Annotated in this window: 18 protein-coding genes, 1 tRNA gene and 1 riboswitch; of the genes, 2 read left to right on the top strand and 17 right to left on the bottom strand. The window is 35.6% G+C overall.

Annotated elements, in window-relative coordinates; all coding sequences use genetic code 11:
* Window position 1: 1 nt before the first annotated feature.
* Both erfD and erfC read right to left on the bottom strand, forming a co-directional pair.
* The gene (gene erfD, locus IGI87_RS03005; protein WP_010712040.1) at window positions 2-1,771 is read right to left on the bottom strand and encodes a multidrug ABC transporter ATP-binding protein/permease ErfD; all 1,770 of its coding nucleotides are present in this window, start codon (window positions 1,769-1,771) and stop codon (window positions 2-4) included.
* Window positions 1,771-3,486, bottom strand: a complete 1,716-nt coding sequence (erfC, locus tag IGI87_RS03000; RefSeq protein WP_002355662.1) for a multidrug ABC transporter ATP-binding protein/permease ErfC — start codon at window positions 3,484-3,486, stop codon at window positions 1,771-1,773. The genes erfD and erfC overlap by 1 nt, the downstream gene beginning before the upstream one ends.
* Window positions 3,487-3,739: 253 nt before the next feature.
* On the opposite strand from erfC, the gene IGI87_RS02995 reads away from it, so the two are divergent.
* Window positions 3,740-4,402: a TetR/AcrR family transcriptional regulator gene (locus IGI87_RS02995; protein WP_280211428.1), complete on the top strand. Its 663-nt coding sequence runs from the start codon at window positions 3,740-3,742 to the stop codon at window positions 4,400-4,402.
* Between the two features lie 81 nt (window positions 4,403-4,483).
* Here IGI87_RS02995 and IGI87_RS02990 read toward each other — a convergent pair whose 3' ends face one another.
* The 8 genes from IGI87_RS02990 to rpoN all read right to left on the bottom strand — a co-directional run bounded on the left by IGI87_RS02990 (window position 4,484) and on the right by rpoN (window position 13,217).
* Window positions 4,484-5,275 carry an alpha/beta hydrolase gene (locus tag IGI87_RS02990; RefSeq protein ID WP_438736215.1) on the bottom strand — a complete coding sequence of 264 codons (792 nt, stop codon included), beginning with the start codon at window positions 5,273-5,275 and terminating at the stop codon, window positions 4,484-4,486.
* A 38-nt stretch (window positions 5,276-5,313) separates the two neighbouring features.
* The gene (locus tag IGI87_RS02985) at window positions 5,314-6,780 is read right to left on the bottom strand and encodes an MDR family MFS transporter (protein WP_104855280.1); all 1,467 of its coding nucleotides are present in this window, start codon (window positions 6,778-6,780) and stop codon (window positions 5,314-5,316) included.
* Window positions 6,781-6,950: 170 nt separating this feature from the next.
* Entirely contained in the window at window positions 6,951-8,135 is a 1,185-nt protein-coding gene (gene metK, locus IGI87_RS02980; RefSeq protein WP_002355656.1) for a methionine adenosyltransferase, read from the bottom strand.
* Window positions 8,133-8,228, bottom strand: a riboswitch (SMK box riboswitch). It overlaps the preceding gene by 3 nt.
* Before the next feature lie 75 nt (window positions 8,229-8,303).
* Window positions 8,304-8,996, bottom strand: a complete 693-nt coding sequence (locus IGI87_RS02975; protein WP_438736214.1) for a hypothetical protein — start codon at window positions 8,994-8,996, stop codon at window positions 8,304-8,306.
* Window positions 8,989-9,195: a hypothetical protein gene (locus IGI87_RS02970; RefSeq protein WP_016632830.1), complete on the bottom strand. Its 207-nt coding sequence runs from the start codon at window positions 9,193-9,195 to the stop codon at window positions 8,989-8,991. Before IGI87_RS02970 ends, IGI87_RS02975 begins: the two co-directional genes overlap by 8 nt.
* A gap of 53 nt (window positions 9,196-9,248) precedes the next feature.
* Window positions 9,249-9,683 (bottom strand): ATP-binding cassette domain-containing protein, encoded by a 435-nt coding sequence (locus IGI87_RS02965; protein WP_438736213.1) that lies wholly within the window; start codon window positions 9,681-9,683, stop codon window positions 9,249-9,251.
* A gap of 125 nt (window positions 9,684-9,808) precedes the next feature.
* Entirely contained in the window at window positions 9,809-11,686 is a 1,878-nt protein-coding gene (locus IGI87_RS02960) for an acyltransferase family protein (RefSeq protein ID WP_438736211.1), read from the bottom strand.
* Window positions 11,687-11,885: 199 nt separating this feature from the next.
* The gene (gene rpoN / locus IGI87_RS02955; protein ID WP_002361288.1) at window positions 11,886-13,217 is read right to left on the bottom strand and encodes an RNA polymerase factor sigma-54; all 1,332 of its coding nucleotides are present in this window, start codon (window positions 13,215-13,217) and stop codon (window positions 11,886-11,888) included.
* Between the two features lie 58 nt (window positions 13,218-13,275).
* On the opposite strand from rpoN, the gene IGI87_RS02950 reads away from it, so the two are divergent.
* Window positions 13,276-13,347 (top strand) — tRNA-Arg (locus IGI87_RS02950).
* Window positions 13,348-13,684: 337 nt separating this feature from the next.
* On the opposite strand, the gene IGI87_RS02945 is transcribed toward IGI87_RS02950, so the two are convergent.
* The 7 genes from IGI87_RS02945 to IGI87_RS02915 all read right to left on the bottom strand — a co-directional run bounded on the left by IGI87_RS02945 (window position 13,685) and on the right by IGI87_RS02915 (window position 21,804).
* On the bottom strand, window positions 13,685-14,734 hold the full coding sequence (locus tag IGI87_RS02945; protein WP_104855319.1) for a hypothetical protein: 1,050 nt from the start codon (window positions 14,732-14,734) through the stop codon (window positions 13,685-13,687).
* Window positions 14,735-15,178: 444 nt separating this feature from the next.
* Window positions 15,179-15,379, bottom strand: coding sequence for a cold-shock protein (locus tag IGI87_RS02940; RefSeq protein WP_104855320.1), 201 nt, complete (start codon window positions 15,377-15,379; stop codon window positions 15,179-15,181).
* Between the two features lie 225 nt (window positions 15,380-15,604).
* Complete coding sequence (locus IGI87_RS02935; RefSeq protein ID WP_438736210.1) at window positions 15,605-17,692, bottom strand: hypothetical protein; 2,088 nt, start codon at window positions 17,690-17,692, stop codon at window positions 15,605-15,607.
* 230 nt (window positions 17,693-17,922) lie between these two features.
* Window positions 17,923-18,765 carry a lysostaphin resistance A-like protein gene (locus IGI87_RS02930; RefSeq protein ID WP_438736209.1) on the bottom strand — a complete coding sequence of 281 codons (843 nt, stop codon included), beginning with the start codon at window positions 18,763-18,765 and terminating at the stop codon, window positions 17,923-17,925.
* A gap of 279 nt (window positions 18,766-19,044) precedes the next feature.
* On the bottom strand, window positions 19,045-19,452 hold the full coding sequence (locus tag IGI87_RS02925) for an NUDIX hydrolase (RefSeq protein ID WP_104855323.1): 408 nt from the start codon (window positions 19,450-19,452) through the stop codon (window positions 19,045-19,047).
* A gap of 25 nt (window positions 19,453-19,477) precedes the next feature.
* The gene (locus IGI87_RS02920; RefSeq protein WP_438736208.1) at window positions 19,478-21,265 is read right to left on the bottom strand and encodes a glycerophosphoryl diester phosphodiesterase membrane domain-containing protein; all 1,788 of its coding nucleotides are present in this window, start codon (window positions 21,263-21,265) and stop codon (window positions 19,478-19,480) included.
* Window positions 21,266-21,294: 29 nt separating this feature from the next.
* A complete protein-coding gene (locus IGI87_RS02915; protein WP_104855325.1) occupies window positions 21,295-21,804 on the bottom strand; it encodes an SA1002 family membrane protein in 510 nt (169 codons plus the stop codon).
* Between the last annotated feature and the right edge of the window lie 35 nt (window positions 21,805-21,839).

Here is a 21,839-nt window from a genome sequence, read left to right as displayed (position 1 = left end):
CTTACTCAAAAACAAATTGATTTTTATAAAGTTCCGCATAAAATCCATCTTGTTCAACTAGTTCATGGTGGTTGCCTTCTTCAATGACTTCACCGTCTCGTAAAACAATAATCCGATCCGCATTTAGAATCGTTTTCAAACGATGGGCAATCACAAAACTGGTGCGCCCTTTAATTGCTTCATCCATCGCTTTTTGGATTTTGGCTTCTGTTACTGTATCAACATTACTTGTCGCTTCATCCAAAATTAATAATTCTGGATTGGTAATAATCGTTCGTGCAATACTTACTAATTGCTTTTGCCCCGTACTGAAAAGGTTATTCTCTTCCGTAATCTCAGTATCGTAGCCTTGCTCAAGATTTACAATAAATTCATGGATATTCGCTTGTTTCGCTGCTTGAACAATTTCTTCATCCGTGGCCTCTGGCTTACCAAACGCAATATTCTCACGAATTGTTCCTGAAAATAGAACGGACTCTTGCAAAACAATGCCTACATGTGAACGCAAGCTATCTAAATCCATTTCACGAATGTCCACACCATCAAACGTCACGGCGCCTTCATTCACATCATAAAAGCGATTCATTAAATTCATAATCGTTGTTTTTCCTGAGCCTGTCGGTCCGACTAAAGCGACCATTTCACCTTTATCCACATGAATAGAAACATCTTTTAACACAGGCGTTTCGGGATTATAGCCAAAAACAACATGATTTAAAGCCACAGCTTTGTTAATCTCTTCTAATTTTTCGCCATTTTCGGGACGAATTTCATCTGGTTCATCAAACATCTCATTTAAACGACGAGCGCCTGTAACAGCTAATTGAATCATGCTATAACCTGAAGAAATTTGCATCAATGGTTGATAATATTGTTGTGAATATTGAACAAACATAACGACTAAACCTAACGCAGCGGCACGATCAACAGAGCCATTGATTGCTAACCAACCACCAAAGAAAATAACAATCGCCGTATTGACTAATGACATTCCTTGCATCATTGGGAAAAGTAATCCTGAATACACTTGACCTTTATACGTAGCTGCACGAACTTTTTCATTTTGCTCTAAAAAGCCGTCAATGGTTTCTTCTTGTAAGCCATTGGTAATAATCACACGTTGCCCACTAATTTTTTCATCCATATAGCCATTTAATTTACCCACTTCATCTTGCTGCAAATCGACATATTTGCGTGCCTTGCTAATCACAAAGACCGCAATTAAAATTGCAATCGGCGTAGAAGCAATTGTAGCCCATGCCAGTTCCACATTTTGCCGGAACATCATGATTAAGACCCCAACCAATAAGGCAATATTGGTTAATACTTGTAGCAACGCTTGGTTTAAACTGTTTTGGATGTTGTCTAAGTCACTGGTAAAACGACTTAAAATTTCACCATCTTGATGAGAATCAAAGAAACGAATCGTCAATTTTTCTAATTTGTTAAACAAACCAATCCGCATGCGGTTCGTCGATTTCCCCACGACTTGTGTAAAGAGAATACTGTAAATGAAACTAGCGGCACTAGTTAAGACATAAAAAATGAGTAGTTTCCAAATCACGGAAACAAAGGCGCTTTTATCGTCTTTTCCTTGCATCACATTAACCGCATATTTCGCTAATTCCTGAATAGCTTCCCCAACAAATTGCGGCGCTTTGACTTGTAAATAAGTAGCTGCGAAAATTGCTAAGAAAATAAAGAGGAAAGAAACTTTGTAACGTTTTAAATAATGATAGAAAAATTTACTAGCTTTCATTAAATCAGTCATTAAGCTTCCTCCTTTCCTTTTTGAGTTTCGTAAATTTCTTGATACACTGGGTTCGTAGCTGCTAATTCTTCATGCGTGCCTTCCCCGACTAAACGTCCATTATCCAACACTAAAATACGATCTGCATGGACAACAGAAGAAATTTTTTGGGCAATAACGATCGTGGTAGTCTCTTTTAACTCTTTATCCAACGCTTCTCGGACTAACCGCTCCGAACGAGCATCCAACGCGCTGGTGCTATCATCTAAAATCAAAATTTTAGGCTCACCAATCACACCTCTTGTAATTGATAACCGTTGTTTTTGTCCACCAGAAAAGTTATTACTTCGTTCTTCGACGGGCGCATCATAACCTTCTGCTAATTTTTCAATAAATTCCTTGGCTTGGGCGATGCCTGAAGCCCGTTCCATGTCCGCTTCAGAAGCGTCACGTTTACCATGGCGTAGATTTTGCGCAATCGTGCCAGAGAACAGGATTGCTTTTTGCAATACAAAGGAAACTGTTTTTCGTAAACTGTGTTCGTTCACTTCTCGTAAATCGACACCACCAACTTCAATCTTTCCTTCTGTCGGATCAAACAAACGTGGAATTAATTGTGCCAATGTAGATTTACCAGCGCCAGTTGCGCCCACAATCCCAATCATTTCACCTGGCTGAATAGAGAAAGAGATGTCTTTCAAGGTATCTTCTTCATCCCCAGGATAACGGAAAGATACGTGATCAAACTCAACACTACCAATTAACTCTTGTTCTGGGACTTTTTTGTAGGTAACATCTGGTTCTGTTTCCATCACTTCTTTAATCCGCTTAATGGAAACAGCGGCACGAGAAGTCATCATCATCATCATTCCGCCGATAATAATCGCCATCATGATTTGCATTAAATAGTTCATAAAGGAAGCGACACCACCGATTAAAGTTGGATCGTCTTTGACTAAGTTACTCACAAAGAAAATCGAGCCCACAACGGCTAAGTTCGCCACCAACATAAACGCTGGAATCATCACAGCAAATAAGCTACCTACGATCAAGTTATGGGTGGTTAATTCTTCACTCACTTTTGTAAAACGTGACAATTGATTTTTTTCTTGAACAAATGATTTGACGACACGAATGCCTAACAAATTTTCTTTTGCGATACCATTAATCTTATCAATCAAGTTTTGAATAATCATAAAATGTTTGCCCATTTGCGAAAAGGACAGCATAGAAATCAAAATAACTGCGATGACAAGTGCAACAATCACCCACCATAGTTGTGGCAAGGTTAGCATCGCTAAAATAAAACTCCCGATAAATAAAAAAGGAATTCTAAAAAGTGTCTGCAACGCAATCATAATGACATTTTGAATTTGAGTAACGTCATTTGTTAAACGAACAACTAAGTTACCTGCTGAAAATTTTTCGATATTGCCAAATGAAAAGGTTTGGATTTTGCGGAAAGTTGCTTCACGAATGTCAGCACTGACACCTTGGGCAACTTTGGCAGAAAAAATTGTATTAATAACCCCTGCAACAAGTCCTAATCCTGCAATGGCAATTAATTGAATCCCTAAGTTTTTCATTTTGTCGCTATCGTCATTCATAATCGCTTCCAACACTTGTTGTAACAATTTTGGTTGCCAAAGTGCTGAGACAACCATTACGATCACCGCCAACAAGGCAATAACTACCGAGCCTTTGTATTTTTTGGCGTGTTGAATAATAAGGTCCATCTTATCCCTACTTTCTTAAAATAGTTCCCTGCTTCTTCAGTGTTGGTCTGCGAATTCTTCCCCATTACAAAAAAATCAATTTGCTCATTGACTTCACCAATTTAACACTGTAAAATAAGGCCGATTCATAATTTACCATTTTTAGTGGTAAAATACAAGCGAACAAGTTAATTTTTCACAAGTTTTTCCTGTCATAAAGTGTACCTTCTTTTTGATAAACTTACGAAGATAACGTTTAATAGGAGCTAAAATCATGGAAGCAAAATTATCAAAAGACACGATTATTGCAGCTGCATTTACTTTATTAGAAGAAAGTCCTACTTTAGAGCAACTTTCTATGCGTAAAGTCGCCAAACAGCTTGGTGTACAGGCGCCCGCAATTTATTGGTATTTTAAAAATAAGCAAGCCTTACTTCAAAGTATGGCTGAAGCGATTGAAGAGCAATTTCAAGAACCAACTTTACGTGGTGAATGGTACCCTGATTTACTGGCCTTCATGGAAAACTATTATGATCTCTATCAACAATTTCCCTGTGCTGTAGCCATCGAAATCCAAACTGTCCCTGCCTATCCCCAACGATTACGCCATTTGAATCAAATGATGGGCATTTTAAGAGAAGCAGGTTTTTCACCAGAAATGACTCATTTAGCAGTAACGTCTTTACAACATCTTTTGTTTGGAATGATTATGGACGCAACGGAGGAAAAACAGCTCGTTTCGCAAGTATTGCACGGAGATGACTATTTAAAAGAACAAGTGCAACAAATGAAACAATATGTCTCCGACAATGAGCTAACGTACATGGAAGAAAGCATCCAATTTCGGCGCTCCATCCACCAAAAATCCGCCTTTATTCAAGCCGTTAAAACCTACTTAGATGGGTTACAAGCAGATAACACCTCTTCATCTAAATAGTAAAAAGCCCTTGGTCCGTCAGTCGAAATGACTGACGGATCAAGGGCTAACTTTTAAAATAAATAGCGAGAACTACTTTCTCTATTTGGGTATCGGTAGCCAAGCCAAGGCTTTTTGAATCCATTCATCCCAGAACACCCAGTCATGTTCTCCTGGTCCCGTTTCAAATGTATAGCTTGCCTGTGCCTGTTCCAACGCTTGAGCCATCTGTTGATTAGCAGAAAGTAACATATCTTGTTCCCCACAACAAAGGTAAAATTGGGGCATTTCTGTTTGACTTTCTACTAATTGTTGTAATAAATACAGCGGATCGTGAATGGAACCTTCAATTTGATCTAACGGGCCAAAAATACCTTCCCAATAGCTTCGCTTACGGACTTTTAATAATTCCCCAAAACTAGTGGATGATAAACTGACTGCTCCAGACAAAGAAGCAATGGCTGCAAAAGATTCTGGTTTCGCTAAGCCTAATTTCAAAGCGCCATAACCACCCATTGACAAACCAGCGGCAAATGTTTTTTCTCGTTTTGTACTTAACTGTGGAAAGAGTTGATGACAAATTTTCGGTAATTCTTCTGAAATAAACGTCCAATAGTTCATATCGTATTGCGTATCCGTATACCAAGCTAAATCCGTGGACGGCATAATGACAGCAAGCCCCAAATCAGCGACATACCGCTCAATAGAGGTTCTGCGAGCCCAGACGCTGTGATTCCCTCCCATCCCATGTAATAAATACAACACAGGAATATCTGTTAATGCTGCTTGGGTACTTGTGCCCACTTTTTTTACCGTTTCTTGTGGTAAAATGACGTTCACATTCACTTCCATTTCCAATACATTTGAATAAATATTTGCTTGTAAAAAGGCCATCTACTTTTCCCTCCAATACTCTTTCTATTAGTGTACCACTAAACCTTCGCTCGTTGCGCTTTTGCGAAAATATTTAACAAAAGAGCGACAACAACTAAGCCCGCACCGACTAAGTAAACATTATGCAGACCTGCATAGAGGATACCGCGTAATGGTTTTAACAATGCAGCTGGAATTAAATTCGCAGTATGTGGATTCACTAATTGATTCATGACATCTGCATCGACGTTTAACGGGCTCGCTTCCAATTTCGCAAACATTCCTGCATTTAAAATCACACCAAAAATTGACACCATCACAGTCTGCCCAATTGTACGCACCAACGTATTAAACGATGTTGCAACCCCCATTTTTTCAGGCTCCACTGTACTTTGTGCGGTCACCGTAGTCGTTGTGATAGTAATCCCAAAACCAACTCCTAAGACAGAAGACACTACAAAGAAAAGCCAAAACGGAACGGCCATTGGCATTACCACTAAAAAGATGGCCCCGACTAATAGAATCGATAACCCAATCGTTAAAACTTTTTTCATAGCATATTTTTCCATAAAGCTACTTGCTATAAATGATCCAGCCATCCAAAGTAACGACATAGGCGCTAAAACTAAGCCACCAATTCCTGCACTTTTTCCTAAGACACCTTGCATCCACATCGGAATGTAGACATCAATCCCCATTAAGAAACCGCTAATAAGCGCCGCAATAAGATTTACTAAAACAAACGTTGGTTGATTAAATAAATGCAAATCAATCACTGGGTCTTGCGCGCGTTTTTCTATCATCACAAACGCTACAAAAAAGAGCACACTCAAACTCAAACAACCAAATGTTACTAATGTAAAACCATTATCGCTAATCATTTGAAAACCTAGCAATAACGTTAGCAACACTGCCATCAAAGTAACGCTGCCCAAAATATCCATTGGCATCTTGGTCCGTTCCCGCTTTGGTTCAACTAAGAAAATACTAATCAAGCCCAATAAAACAAGTCCAATAGGAACATTAATGAAGAAAATCCAATGCCAACCGACTGTATCTACAATAAAACCACCTGCTAACGGACCAAAAATACTGGCAATTCCCCAGGCGGCGCTGTTTAAGCCTAAAATTTTCGCTCGCTTGTCCAATGAATACATATCGGCAATAATCGTTAATGCAACTGGTAAAATTGCACCTGCACCCACACCTTGAATTGCGCGGGCAATAATTAATGTCAGCATATCTTGGGCAAAGCCACACAACGAGGAGCCCAAAATAAAAATGATAATTCCAATCATGAAGACAGGTTTACGACCAATTTTATCTGCCAGTTTCCCATAAATCGGTGTTAACATCGCATTCGTTAATAAATAAATTGAAAATACCCAGTTCATAATTTCCATGCCATGTAACGAGCCGACAATCGTTGGCATCGCAGTGGACACAATGGTCCCTTCAATAGCTGTCATAAATGTTGCCACAAAAACACTCACCGTGACTAACTTAACATTTGTTTCTTTTGCCATTTGTTCACATCCTTTTCTATTCAATTGTCAATTTTCTAAATCGCTCCATAGCTATTCTATACAAAAAAGAACAAAATGTCTTAAAAAAATGCTTTTTCGTAAAAAAATAATTGCAAAATAAAAAACAAGAAGTCAGCCAAGTATTGGCTGACTTCTTGTTTTTTATTTAATTATTCAGCTAAACTAGCTTTTAACGCTTCAACTTTATCTGTTTGTTCCCAAGGTAAATCAATATCTGTTCGACCAAAATGACCATAAGCCGCAGTTTGTTTATAAATTGGGCGACGTAAATCTAGCATTTCAATAATACCTGCTGGACGTAAATCAAAGTTTTTACGAACTGCTTCGATTAATTTACTTTCTGGAAGATCACTCGTACCAAACGTATTAATAGAAATAGACACTGGTTGCGCCACACCAATTGCATAAGCTAATTGGACTTCTACTTTTTTCGCCAAACCAGCAGCAACAATGTTTTTCGCGATATAACGCGCAGCATAACTAGCAGAGCGGTCAACTTTGGTTGCATCTTTTCCAGAAAAAGCACCGCCGCCATGACGAGCATAACCGCCATAAGTATCAACGATAATTTTACGACCAGTTAAGCCGGCATCTCCTTGAGGGCCACCGATTACAAAGCGACCAGTTGGGTTGATAAAGTATTTTGTTTCATCATCTAAAAGTTCATGAGGAATCACCTCATTGATTACTTGTTCTTTAATGTCTTTTTCGATTTGTTCTAAGGTTGTTTCATCATCATGTTGTGTACTGATGACAATCGTATCCACACGTTGTGGTTGACCTTGATCATCATATTCCACTGTTACTTGAGATTTTGCATCAGGACGTAAATAAGGTAAGACTTTTTCCTTCCGCAATTCTGCTAAACGGCGAACCAAACGATGACTTAATGCGATCGGTAAGGGCATTAATTCTGGTGTTTCGTCAACGGCAAAACCAAACATTAAGCCTTGGTCACCAGCGCCAATATCGTCTTTTTCATCTTGATCACGCACTTCTAAGGCTGCGTCAACCCCTTGAGCGATATCAGGTGATTGCTCATCGATTGCTACAAGAACTGCGACAGTCTCTCCATCAAATCCATATTTTGCTCGTGTATAACCAATATCTTTCACAGTTTGACGAACAATTTTTTGGATATCTACATAAGCTGTTGTAGAAATTTCTCCAAATACTAGGACTAAACCAGTTGTTACGGATGTTTCACATGCCACGCGGGCCATCGGATCTTTCTCCAAAATCGCATCTAAAATTGCATCACTGACTTGGTCAGCTACCTTATCTGGATGTCCTTCTGAAACGGATTCTGATGTAAATAAATGTCTTTCTGTCATAATGTTATTCCCCCTAAATAGTTTCGGTTACAAGGCATCTTTAGTAAGTAACGACAATTACTTGCTAAATCCTTTCGGGAACTTGTAACAAAAACAGTATACCAGATATCTATAAAAAAAGCTTAGTTTTTCAAGAAAATCATTAACCTATTATAAATTTCTATCACACTATTCAATAAAGAATAGCGAATTTTTAACTATCTTACTTGTTGCCATAGTTAGCAAAATACTACAACTTATTAAAAAAAGAAAATAAAGTAAAATCTTTACTAATGAAAACTGTACATTGAATAAAATATAGGCACTTGCGAGAATGCCACCTAAAGTCAGCGAACAAAAAACAGAAAGATACTCTGCCACCTTTTTATCTTTGATAATTACCGAAAGCAATAGAACTAAACTTCCTAACAGGTAAGTAATAAAAGGTAAAGTAACTACGTTCTGTGGTGCCAATAGATAAAGATATGGACTCTTTTGGTTATTTAAAATAACAAGACTAATAAGTAGTTGAAACACTTGAAAAGGTACACTAATCATTACAGCAACCACTATTTTCCCAACAACTACCCTAGTTATACTGACAGAAGACAGAAGTAATAGAGGTAAGGTCATTTGCTTTTTTTCTTGAAGCATTGTACTCATGATAAACATAGCAGCAAAACTACCGGCCAAAGTAAAGCTGGAAAATAAGTTAGCTTCATTTGGCAAAACAATTCCTTCTGAACCGCCGCTTTTACTAATGAAAACTGTAAAAAAAATCAAATAAAGCATTAAACCGAAATATTTCCAAAGATGACTTTTTAATTCCAGAAACTCACGTTTAATCACTACTTGGATTTCATAAAAAAATTCTTTATTCATGGTGTCCACCTACTTTTTCCAAATAGATTTCTTCTAAATTGACTCCTATATTTGGCTCATTGAAGCAGACTTTTCCATTATTTAATATTAAAAAATTAGTACATATTTCTTCAACGAAAGCTAAATCATGACTATTAATTAAAATGATTTTTCCTGCTTCTTTTAAATGAATAATTAATTGTCGTAACTTCTTTTTCATTTCTGGATCTAAAGCATTCGTAGGTTCGTCAAAATAATAAGCTTCACTCTCTCTTAAAAAAGCATTGCTAAAGCAACTCTTTTTTTTAATCCCTGTGACAATTTATCTACACGTTTAAACTGATAGTCTATTAATCCAAATTCTTTTAACACTTGTTTCAATTTTTTTGACTTTTGTTTTTCTCCCGACAGCTCCAATTTAAAAAGTATATTTTCTCTGACTGTCAGTCGTTCATAGAAACCACCCATTTCCGGAAGATATTCTACTTTTTTTATATAATTATGTACTACCCCTTTGCTCGGCTTCAGCAAACCTAAAACTAAATAACTTAGTGTCGTTTTTCCCGCACCGTTGTGACCAAGAATCCCCCAACATTGTCCGTTTTCGATTTTCCAATTAATATCTTCCAAAACAAAATAATTTTTTTTGTAGAAAAAACTAATATCTTCAGCATAAATTCCACTGTTCTCACTCCGAATTTCTCTCATTACCTACCTCCTATAAAAACGATGATTATTTATTTATCGTAACGTAAACACTATATTTTGTAAACGATTTCTTTATCTATAACAAAAAACTCCCAGCCCCTTTCATCTGAGCTGGAAGTTCCTTGCTATTGTAAAATTTTCTCCGCGATAAAGTGTGTATATTGCTCGCCACCTGCCACATTTGGATGAACTCGGTCATCATAAAACCAATCATCATGGGCGTTACTATAATTAAACCAGTCAATGACCGTTAAGTTATCGTATTTTTTGTCCATTTGACTAAGTAAACTATTCACTTGATTTTGCCATCTTCTAGTCGGAACGCGAACATTAATCCAATAAACTTTTCGATTACCTAACGCTTTCATAAATTCATCAAATTGCGCCTCTGTAAAAGGACCATTCGTACCTAAACTCACTAAAACAGTATCTTTGAGCATTTTCTTTTTGTCTAGTTCACCAATTAGTGAAATGCTACTATACAATTGACGGCCCACTTCCCCATCGATAATCATTTTAGGGAAAATATCTTGTAACCCGCTAGCACCATCTAGAATAACAGAATCACCAATAGTTGTGATTTCTAAATTCTGCGCTTTTTTTACTTGCTCTGGTGTGAGTTGTGTGGGTAGAACGTCTTGGCTTTCACTCGGTTTTGAACTACTTTCTGTGGACGTGCTACTATTTTTCGTGCCACTTTCTTGGACCTCTTTTTTACGTTCTTCAATTTTTTGCTGATTTTTCGCAATATTTTTTTCTAGTTGCTCTTGTTGCGCACTTTTAGCGTTTGCTGGGGCCACAATTAAACCGAATACTGCAATCACGCTAATCACTGTCATAAAGGCCATTGTCCCTTTTTCACGAAGGTCCCACGGTTTCCGTAAGAACTCAGTGAATTGAGTCCAGACATCCTTATAAGACAATCGTGTCAGTGGATGTTCGATAAAACGATATGACAATTCGCTCACTACTAAAATTAATGCTATTTCAACCAATGAATGTAGAAAAACATGGTCCGATAAGGTCTTAATTTTGGCCTCATAAAAAATCATGATGGGGAATTGATACAAGTAAATGCCATAACTCCGTTTACCTATCCACGTAAAGACTGGATTCGTTAACCAACGATTCATATCTGCCCCTGGATGTGCAGTGACGGCCACTAAGACAGTGGCTGCTAAACTAATTAAAAACATGCCGCCATAATAAACAAAATTTGTATGATCTGATAATGTTAAAAAGGCTAACACTAAAAGAACTAAGGCACTTAACCCAGCGCCATTTAAGATTTTTTTAGAGGCTTCTGGAATTTCTTCTTTCAAACGTGTGCTTGGCCAAACATACGCCAATGCACTACCTAGTAAAATAGAAAAAACACGTGTGTCTGTTCCATAATAGACACGTGTAGGATCTGCGCCAGGAACATATAAAACGGCCATCAGCGTCACCGAAATTAAGGCGCCGATTAAAACTAAACTGAAAATTCGACCGCGCTTACGAACGAATCGTTCCAGTAGAATAAAAAGTAGTGGCCAAATTAAATAATTTTGCGCTTCAACTGCCAATGACCAAATATGTACAAATGGCGATTGTGTCGCAAATCCATCAAAATAAGAAAACCCTTTAAAAATTTGCCACCAGTTGTTGTAATAAAAAACACTACTAGCGACAACGCTGCGAATATTGTTTAATAAATCCTGCTGAAAGAGTGTAATATAACTAACTGCACTTAAAAGCATCACAATTAATGCTGGATACAGCCGTTTCATCCTTCGCACATAAAATCCTTTTAAATCAATGGTCTGATTTTCTGCCCATTCTTGCCGCAACAAGTCGTTAATAAGATAACCTGAAACAACAAAGAAAATCGGAACACCTAAGTAGCCACCTCGCATGACTTGGGGAAAAAGGTGATACAAAATCACGCCAATTACAGCGATCGTCCGAATGCCATCAAAACCTGTAATATAGCGTTTTTTCTTGCTATTTGCTGTCTGATTCATTTGTGCTTTCCAACTTTTCTATAAAATTATTCTTTTCCTTTATTTAAAGAAGCAAGTAACTTTAATATACGTTTTTTCCTAGGAAATGGCAAGCAAACTTTGCCTCCTTTAGGGTTTTTTTACAATTCAAAAAACCAACATTTTTTAAATTGTAAAAAACAACCAAAGCTTATGAAAATCACTCATAAGCTTTGGTTGTTTACTCATATCGTTTTCGTTTAGATGAAGATGGAATCCCTAAAGCTTCACGATATTTTGCCACCGTTCGCCGGGATATTTCCATGCCTGAATCTTTTAATCGCTCGACTAATTTTTGATCAGATAACGGTTTACTTTTTACTTCTTGATCAATTAATTTTTGTAGTTGCTTTTTAACCATCGTTGTTGAGACATCCTCGCCATCTTCTTCTGATGAAAGAATACTTGTTGAGAAGAATGAGCGCAATTCAAAGACGCCAAACGTGGTTTCTAAATATTTTCCATTAACCGCACGACTAACTGTCGATTCATGAATAGACAAAGCATCCGCAATTTCTTTTAAAGTCATTGGTTTTAATGGCCGATCTGCTTCTAAAAAGAAGGCTTCTTGACGGCGCACAATTTCTTGCCCTACACGTAAAATTGTATCACCCCGCTGATTCACTGCGCGCTCTAACCATTCAAATTCGTTTTTCTTATCCTTAATATATTCTTGGACTTCTTTGTCGTCAGTCTCTTGCATTCGTTTGAAATAATTTTCTTGAAAATTTAATGTCGGTCGACCAGCTTTGTTGGAAATCACCACTATTCGATCTTCCTTGATTCGGACAGTTAAATCTGGTCGAATATACAATTCCTCGGTCGCATCAAAAATATTCCCTGGCGCTGGCGATAACGTTTGTATATAATCAAAAATCAATTGAATTTCTGCTAATTCAATCCCAAATTTTTTAGCTAACGGGCCCCATTTACGACTCACTAAGGCATCAAACTCTTCCTCTAATAAAATATACGCTAAATTAGGCGCGGTATCGTCTCGTTCTGTTTGTAGCATCAAACATTCTTGTAAATTGCGTGCCCCTACACCTGCTGGATCTAGCTGTTGTAACAAAGTTAATGCATCTAGCATTTGAATGGCGCTTGCTTCGGTTTTCTCTGCCGCTTCTTCTAACGAAATCGTTAAATAACCATTCACGTCTATATATTCTACTAAAAACAATACCAAGGTTCGCAAGTATGTATCGCGGTAATTCAAATGAATTTGATCAATTAAAGACTCAAATAATGATAAATGATAGTCTGGAATTTGATTCATATAATTATTTTCTTCGTCTTGGTTGGTGTAAGAACGACTAGTTATCGGAAAATCTGTGGTGTACTGCGTATCTACTTGTAAATCAATCAATGGATTCTCTAGTGCTTTCGCTTCAACAAAGGCAGCAAGTTCTTCCGTATTAAATTGTAAAATTTGAATGGATTGTTGAAGCTGTTGCGTCATGGCCAACTTCTGGACTTGTTTTTGTTGCTGGGACATTCGTTGCTCAAATTTCATTATTTTCGTCCTCCCTCTTGTAATTTTTGTCAATATCAGCTAAACTAGTATTCGTGCCGCGCCCTTAGTGTAGTGGATATCACGTAAGATTCCGGTTCTTGAGACGGGGGTTCGATTCCCTCAGGGCGCGTTATTCAATTACAGAAAATACTGATTGTAAGAGACATTTTCCTTTTGAAAATGTCTCTTTGCTTTTTCACCTTCTTCATTGTAGCCTATAATGGTACTTTTTTCTATCTACCATATAAAATTTCTAATTATTATAATTTTAAAAAATAGTTGAAAAGACCAATAGAATCCTATTGAGTGCTAAAAAAGAATTTTTACAATATAGATGGTATAGAAATCAGTTAATCAGGTACATATCTTTGCTCCATAAACAAAAATGAGAACGAATTACCCTCAAGATAATTCGTCCTCATTCTTTTTATTTACTTAAAATTGCTTACCTAAACTTAGGTGACCTGTTACATTTTATGCTCTCTTTCAGGATTTTTCACTAAGTTAGCTCCTAATAATCCAGATAGAGAAGTAATAATTAAGCCTACGACCATTGCAACAAATCCCCAAATTGACGCTTTAGCTGTCGTATTTGACGCATCTTCTGCCGCTTGTCTTGCTTCATCGATTGATTCTTTCAAATCATCTTTAGCTTTATCTAAATTAGTACGTGCAGTATCAATTTGTTTTTGGGCTTCATCACTGGCTGTTTTTAATTCATTGTAAATATTATCTGTTGCTTGTTGTGCTTCTTCTTGAGATAGGTCACTATTTTTAGCTACCGCATTCGCAATCGCATTTTTATCTACAGAATCGCCAATTTTTTTCGCTTGGTCTTGTAAAGAGTCAGCTGTTGAATCAAAAACCTTATCTGCATTTTTTGGATTTTTCACAATTTCTTTACCAGCATCTTTAATTTTATCAGTCGCTTCGCTCATTTGATCTTTTAAATAATCTGGTTGAAGTTCTGGAACATCCGTATCTTTTAAATATTTGTTTACATTGTTTTGTAGTTCTTGTGTATTGACCGTGCCAATTTCATCAGTTACTTTATCAAAACCTTTTGAAATCGCATCGCCGGTAGTAGAAGCAACTGCCCCAACACTATCCCCCACACCAGAAGCCACATTTCCTAAAAGGGAACCGATTGCTGAAAATGCACTAACTGCTGTATAGCTCACTAGAAGCATTACTACAATCATACTTGTTGCCCATGTTAAGAAACCGTGTAATAAACCAATTCTTTTAGCCGCTACACCAGATACAAATCCAGCAGCCATCAGAGATAATACAATAGTAATAATCGTCCAAATAATGAGGCCAGTCCCAACACCATCTAAAGGGTTATTTGATGTCGGTTTTAAAGTACCGAATCCGATTGCTGATCCAATAAGTCCAAGAGTCATAAAAATAGATAAAAATGTAATTACACCAGCAAAAACTGCTCCCCAAGAAATATTTGTCCCCGCCTCATCGTCTGTAAAATAAGATCTAAATCGTGTGTTTCTTTTTTCCATTTTATACACCCTCCTAATTTTAGTTACAGTAAAAGTATATAATTTGTTATTTATTAATACAAATATTTTGATTTAATATAACGATATACTCTAATTAATGTAATTTTTTTTTTGCGCTTTTATATAATAAAATACAAAAAAACTGATAAAATCATCGTTTGTTTTATCAGTTTTTAGTAATCTCTCTCTTTTTCAGCATTCAATAAATACTTTCAGAAAAAAAACAGCGAAAGATATTTTCTATTGTTTCTATTATTTATAAGACACCTGTAGTTTACTACACACGATCATATTTTTTATATGTCCTTTATCCCTGCCTACTACTATTGCTAAATTACTCAACAAATTTAAAGTTTTCTATCTTTCATAGAAGAAATTATTAACTTCAGCCATTAGCTAAAAAAAAAAAAAACGGACCAACACATGGTCCGTTTTCATTCATTATTAAGCTTTTACGATGTTCGTAGCTTGTAAGCCGCGTTGACCTTCTTCAGTATCAAAAGTTACTGCTTGGCCTTCTTCTAAAGTTTTAAATCCATCTGATTGAATAGCTGAAAAATGTGCAAATACATCATTGCCATCTTCACCTGTGATAAATCCAAAACCTTTGTCTGCGTTAAACCATTTTACTGTACCGTTGTTCATATATATTTCCTCCTAGTGCATAAAAATATGCAAGTTATTGCAAAAAATGTTGAGTGGCAAAAGGAGAAGTATAGTTTTTAAATATATAACTCAAATTACTTGTCAAAATTGATTACTTATTTACTATAACACATTAACGAGGAATATACAAATATAAATAACTTTTAAATGGTAGAAACACATTTGTATGCTTAAATTCATTTATTTAAGTCAGAGAAACATTTATTATATCGGTGCCTCTTCTAACGACCAATGCAAGGTACCAGAATAAGTTCCTATTACATCTGAAGGAGTTAACATAAATTTTAATTGTCCGTGTTTATCTAATTTATCCGTTCCTGAACCTGCCCAAATTAATTGTTCCTCATTGTTTATAGTTATTTTTTTGTCTTTTTTCACAAACAAGAAGGGCCCTCTAAGAATTTGATTATTTGAATTAGCCATTGGGTGAAGCAGCTTTACTTTTACAGACCACTTGCTTTTATCAATACGACTTGAATCATTTATTTGTATCTCCTCTTGATTATTTGCAGCGATTAAAATTTCCTTTGAAGGAATTTCTTGTATACCAAAATTTAATTTTTCTGGTAGTTGTAATTTCACACCGTCTTCGAAGATAAACTTTCTTATTTCTTCGTTAGAACGTTCCCCTAGTGAAGACTGCAAATAAAATCGAATCTCTTTTCCAGCCCAATCATCGGGGATTTTAAAAAGCACAGTGTCTTCTTTTTTAACGTTTCCACCAGCGTATTTTTTAACAATCTTTTGTTCCTCTCCACATTGAGCAACGAACATGACGTCTACTGCTTCATCATGGCTAAATTCATAATTTATCTCTTTTTCTTTTGAAAATCTTGAAATAATTTCTGGATTTTCGACATTTTTTAGATGGATCATTAAGGGTGCTTCTTTACGATAATGGTGGATTTTCGTTTGTATTTGGGGCATAAATACCGCTTGATCATTTATTTTATTTTCTCTCAATGGTTGATAACCTGCAAGTACTGGATAAAAATTTGAAAGATCCGTAGATGTTGTAATAAGTCCTGTTACTGACCCTTCTGGTAACAGCTCTTTATTATCTTTATCTAGGTATTTAATTTTTATCTCACTTAAATAATCAATCTTCGTTTTCATCTCACCTAACAACTGTTGTTCTTGTTCAATTGTTTCTACTAGCGTCGGTTGTAGCTCAAACTTATTATTTTCAATAGCCTCCATCGCAACAACTCGATTTTTTCCACCAATAAAAGTATGATGAACTGTGAATTGATAGGTATTATCGTAAAATTCTTCATTGGTTAAAGTTGATGATTTGATACTCACCAACAAATTGCCTTCTTGATCGACTTGCTGATTAAACCATCCTGTACGATCAACGCCATAAAAATCTTTGATCGTGACATTTTTTAAACAAAATTGGTTCTGTTGCGGTTCTTTTATCAGGTACGTCATGGTTGAAATCTTGTTGTTTGTTTCAGTGGAAGGAACAATTTGTTGAAAATTTGTGACAACCTCATTATTTATAATTTTTTGATCAGAAGTTTTTTGAACCTGTGCGTATGGATACTCTACATTAGGAAAAAATTGAGATAAATATTGTACTTCCGAAATTCCTGCTGTTCCAGAACGTGTATCATTATTTTTAATAATAAATTCAAATTTATCGATTGCTTTTGTAGTAATAGCAATTTTTCTAGAATCATACTCAAAGGTCGAACCATCACCTGTTCCTGTCAGAGTCATTTCATTGTTTTGTTGTTGATAAGCAATAGCCGAGTCGGGCGTAGCATATAGATGATCAATGGTTTCATCAGAATTATTAATAGTCACATTTTTCCATTTATTTAGTCCTTTAAAATTAAAAGTCGTTTTTAAAGGGAAAGGTTGCAAATCTTGATTCAAAAATTCATAAGTAACTTTTGCAACTCCACCTGACCAGACTTGTAATCGTAAAAATTCTTCTTTAGTTAATAACAAATCTGTTCCTAAAGGCTTTAGCATCTCCAATGTCACTTTAACATTTACCATTTTTCCTTGGTAAACGCCAACGTTTCTAATAAGTACAGCACTTAATGAAGTAGATGATTTTCCCGTAATCATCTTATCACTTTGCACATTTCCGGCTATCTTCTCAAATGTAGTTAACTCACCATTCCTCATAATAAATGTATTTTCTGCTGGAATTTTTTGAGTGTAAGCATCTTGATAATAAGGGGATTCAATAATTTTACTTGTTTCTTCAGCAGATACACTTTTCCCCAAAAAACAACAACAAAAAAGTACAGCTCCGAAAAATAATAATTTTTTCATCTTTTCAACTCCTTTTAACCATGGTGCAACAAACTCGTATATTATTTCACCTACTCATTAATACATATATATCCATAAAAAAACAGTTGTATTTTTTGCTTCCTTGGGGAAAAAAATTAGAATTCCTTCAATAAAAAAGCTAGAGCATTCGTTATTAAACGAACGCTCTAGCTTTAGAGTGTATCCTACTCACAATACTGAACTTCTTATAAAAAACATTTAAATCATTTTTAGTCAGAAAACACTTTAGTCCGATAGCGAGTCATTTTTCCAGATTTTAATAGATACGTAAACCACAGAGTTACAACGATTAGTAGTGTTATAGTGAGAAATAACGAACCTTCTGCACCAAATTGACCGCCTGTTAACAATGGATGATTAGAACCAATCACTGTTTTGAAAAATCCAGCTTCTTCTTGTCCGCTCACTGGAATTCCTAAGACAGACCCCTGTAACCAATTCCATGTAATATGAGCCCCAATTGGCGTTAGGATACTTCCTGTTGCATACATCATAGTACTAAACAATAGGCCTACTAAAAAAATATTTAATAAAGAAATAATTGTGATATTAGGATTTAAACCGTGAATACCAGCAAACGTTACTGCAGCAATTAACATCGCTTTGATTGGACCATATTTTAACAAATGATGCTGAACATACCCACGAAAAAATAATTCTTCCGTTGTACCAACTGCAATAAAGACGATAAAACTATTAACTGCATTCATCAAACTTTTGTCGCCAGCTCCTAAAGAGTACAGGTTAGTTACATACAATGGAAAAACAGCCACTAAAAAGATAACGATACCTAATAACAAACCATCTGATAATAAACGAACTTTGCCTTTTTCGTTCCATATTCCATATTCTCTTAATGGTTTATTCTCAACTTTACTGGCTAAGTAAATCATTAAAAGAAAAAATCCCACATGCCCGATCGTTCCTAAACTATCAGCAACTAATTCTAATTCCTTTGGAAAAAGTCCTACAATCGCATTATTCACCAAAATCCCACCAAATAATGCAATCAAAAGAAAGAAGATTCCCGCTCCCGTTCGTAAATAGTTCATTTTCCTTCACCTCAAATCCAATACTTTTCTTTTTATTTTCTCCTTATCATGACATTTTTTCAATTATTTTACCACTATAATTCTTTGACTAAAGGAAGAAGATAACTAAAAATGATTTTTGTAAATTTAAGAGACAAAAATAAAGCTATTTTATTAAGCAATACCACCAAGAACTAATTTTACAACCATTCTATTTAAAAAGAATTTAGCCATTCCCGTCGTCTAAAATTCCTTTACATCTATTTTCAACTTATGTTGGAATAGACACGCCTATTCTCTCTATTTCCAGTTAGTTCTGTTTAACTTTAAATAATCGCTACACGCTAAATAATCAAATAGCGGAGCTAATCCTGGTGAAAAATTTACTTCCTCAAACCGCTTAATAAATTGTACGCCTTTAATTTTATTCGGTTCGTTCAGCGTAACTTTTCCTTGGGCTTGTTTGGCAAAATAAAAATGTCCTTGCCAAACGATTGAATCAAAAACGAGTGGTCCAGTAAAAATTTCTTCAAGTTCAGTAATTTCCACTGCTAATTCTTCTTTAATTTCACGAATCGCACATTCCAGCGCTGATTCACCAAGTTCTTGTTTTCCTCCAGGGAAATTCCATGTGTCTGGCCGATCTTTTAAGATAAGAATTTCATCTGATTGATTTTTAAGAAGTACTCGCGAAAATTCTTTTTTCATTTCGTTTAACCCTCTTCTTCATTTTTTATTGAGAAGCCACACTTGGCAACATAAAAATATAATGCAAAATACGATCAGCATACGATGGATTTTTTTCAAAGTCATTGACTTCTTCATTAACTAACTCCAAATCATCGGTAATCACTCCAGCGACGTCCATAAAGAGCATCTTACTCAATACCTCTGAGTCATTAACTGTCCAAGCATAAACTGCTTTTTTCTGTTGGTCAGCTTTTAAAATGAAGGTATCATTCAACGTGGTAGCTTCCATTGTATACAAATCAGCTTGTGTTTCTGGAAAAGTGAAATTATAGGGCAAAATAAAACTAACTTTAACTTTTGATTTGGCTTTTTTAAACGCTTTGATCACATTGTAGTCGAGAGATTGAACCTGATGGTGATTCTTTAGCAACGGACGTTCATATTTTTCAATAAAGTTGGAAAGCGCACCTTGACTATCTTGTTTGGACGTTTTAATTTCTACTAGTAATTTTTGTTTGACTTGGTTTGCTTTCGCTAAATAATCATCAAAACTGGCAATTGGTGCTTCTTGGCCATTTTCTTTAAGGATCATTTTTGTTAATTCAGCCAACGTAAATTCTTGCGGCGTGCCATCAACGCCGGCGAGTTCTTTAAGGTTGGCATCATGCATCACAACAAATTGATGGTCTTTGGTTTCTTGAACATCAATTTCAATATAATCTGGTTTAAATTTAATGGTTTTTTCCATAGCAGGAATAGTATTTTGTACGCCATTACTATTGGTGACCCCTCGATGCGAAATAATCAAAGGTTTTGATTCTAATAGCCCTGTTAAGTAAACAGCGTTGAAAATTATATAGCCGCCAAAAATGGTGAACAGTCCTAGGCCCATTCCGATAGTCACTAATTTATTACGTTTCGTTTCTTTGTCAAAGGCAACTTTTGTCGTCGTTTCTGCTTGAACATTTAATTGTGTATATAAAAAATTAATCAGTAATACTGAAAGCCAAGCATTAGAGACAAACTGTAAAAATTGGACAACAGTTAAATTTAAAATACCACCTAGCAAGCTAATGGTATCGCTCAAGGTGTCTAGTTTCAACTGCAGAAGATAAAGTAACACATAAATAACATACGTTGAAACAAATACCGCGATCGTCACAAATGCAATATTACGAATAATGAACCATAATCGTTTGTTTGTCATTGACCAACTAGCCTTAACTGCCTCGCCCGCTTTTTTTCTCTCCAAAATCATTAATGGAAGCGTGTAAATTAAACGAATAGCTAAATACCAGACTAATAACCCAAAGGCCAGTAACCCAACCAAGTAAGGAATTCGTTGGGACAAAAATTCAACAATAAAATCTGGAATCACAAATTTCGTCAATAGATTACTTTGAAAAATCAGGTTACCAAAAGGGACAATGACAACAAAATAACCGAAAAAGAATAACCACGAACGGGCACCTTGCTTTTTAAGAACCTTAAAAGATGTCTTGGTAACTCCTTTAAAATGAAAGCGATGGTCTTGCCGTATTTGAAAAATCCCTAATAATAAAAAGGTAAACTGATAAAAAACTGCACCTAAAAAAAGGAACAACAAGAGAATTAATAACACCAGAGCAAGCGGCTTTTCTAACAGTAAATTCAGGTTATTAAACGAAAGATAAGGAATACCTTGAGTTTTTAGTGCGTTGGAAGTAGCCCAACTAAAAGCCCCACCCACCAATAATAATAAGACATTTAAAGTAAAAAATAACCATAAGTACTGCAAGATGTCTTTAAAAAATTGCCTTGTTCCATTTTTAAATGTTTGCCAAGCAGACATACAAACTCCTCCATTCTAAAAGTATCTGATTAAAGTTCTTCCATACGAATCCTAAATAAAACAACGGCAATCCAAATTGAAATAAATGATGGCAAAATAACAATAATGATTGCGACTGGCTCATCAAGATTCCCTTGTAATGTATTTTTTACTTCTGAAGAAACAATAAACTGATCAAAAATCACTTGATAAATAGTAACATAAATTAGTAACCATTGAATATAATATTCAATTATTTTCATTAAAGTCATTGGTAAAATAATTTTTTTCGTCGTTAAATTCAATAAAAAATATAATAAAAGACTCGTGCTGATGATAACGACTATTCCTAAAAGAAATACCGACTCTAACTGCTGCCCAATTATGTTTGTAACGCCTATTGTTAATAATAGATACATAACTACCGAAATTAGGATGCTCACACTTAGCATAACAGAAAACAAAAGCAATGCTTTAAAAAAAAGCCACTTATCAACTCTTTTGTTTCCAATGAATAAACCTAAAAGAATCACCGACAAAAGCAAAATCAATTCAATCATTTGTTCCTCCTTCCAAAACAAATGAAAATTAATTC

Source organism: Enterococcus sp. DIV1444a (genome assembly GCF_051712125.1).
Lineage (GTDB): Bacteria > Bacillota > Bacilli > Lactobacillales > Enterococcaceae > Enterococcus > Enterococcus faecalis.
This window is presented reverse-complemented; position numbering and strand designations above follow the sequence as displayed.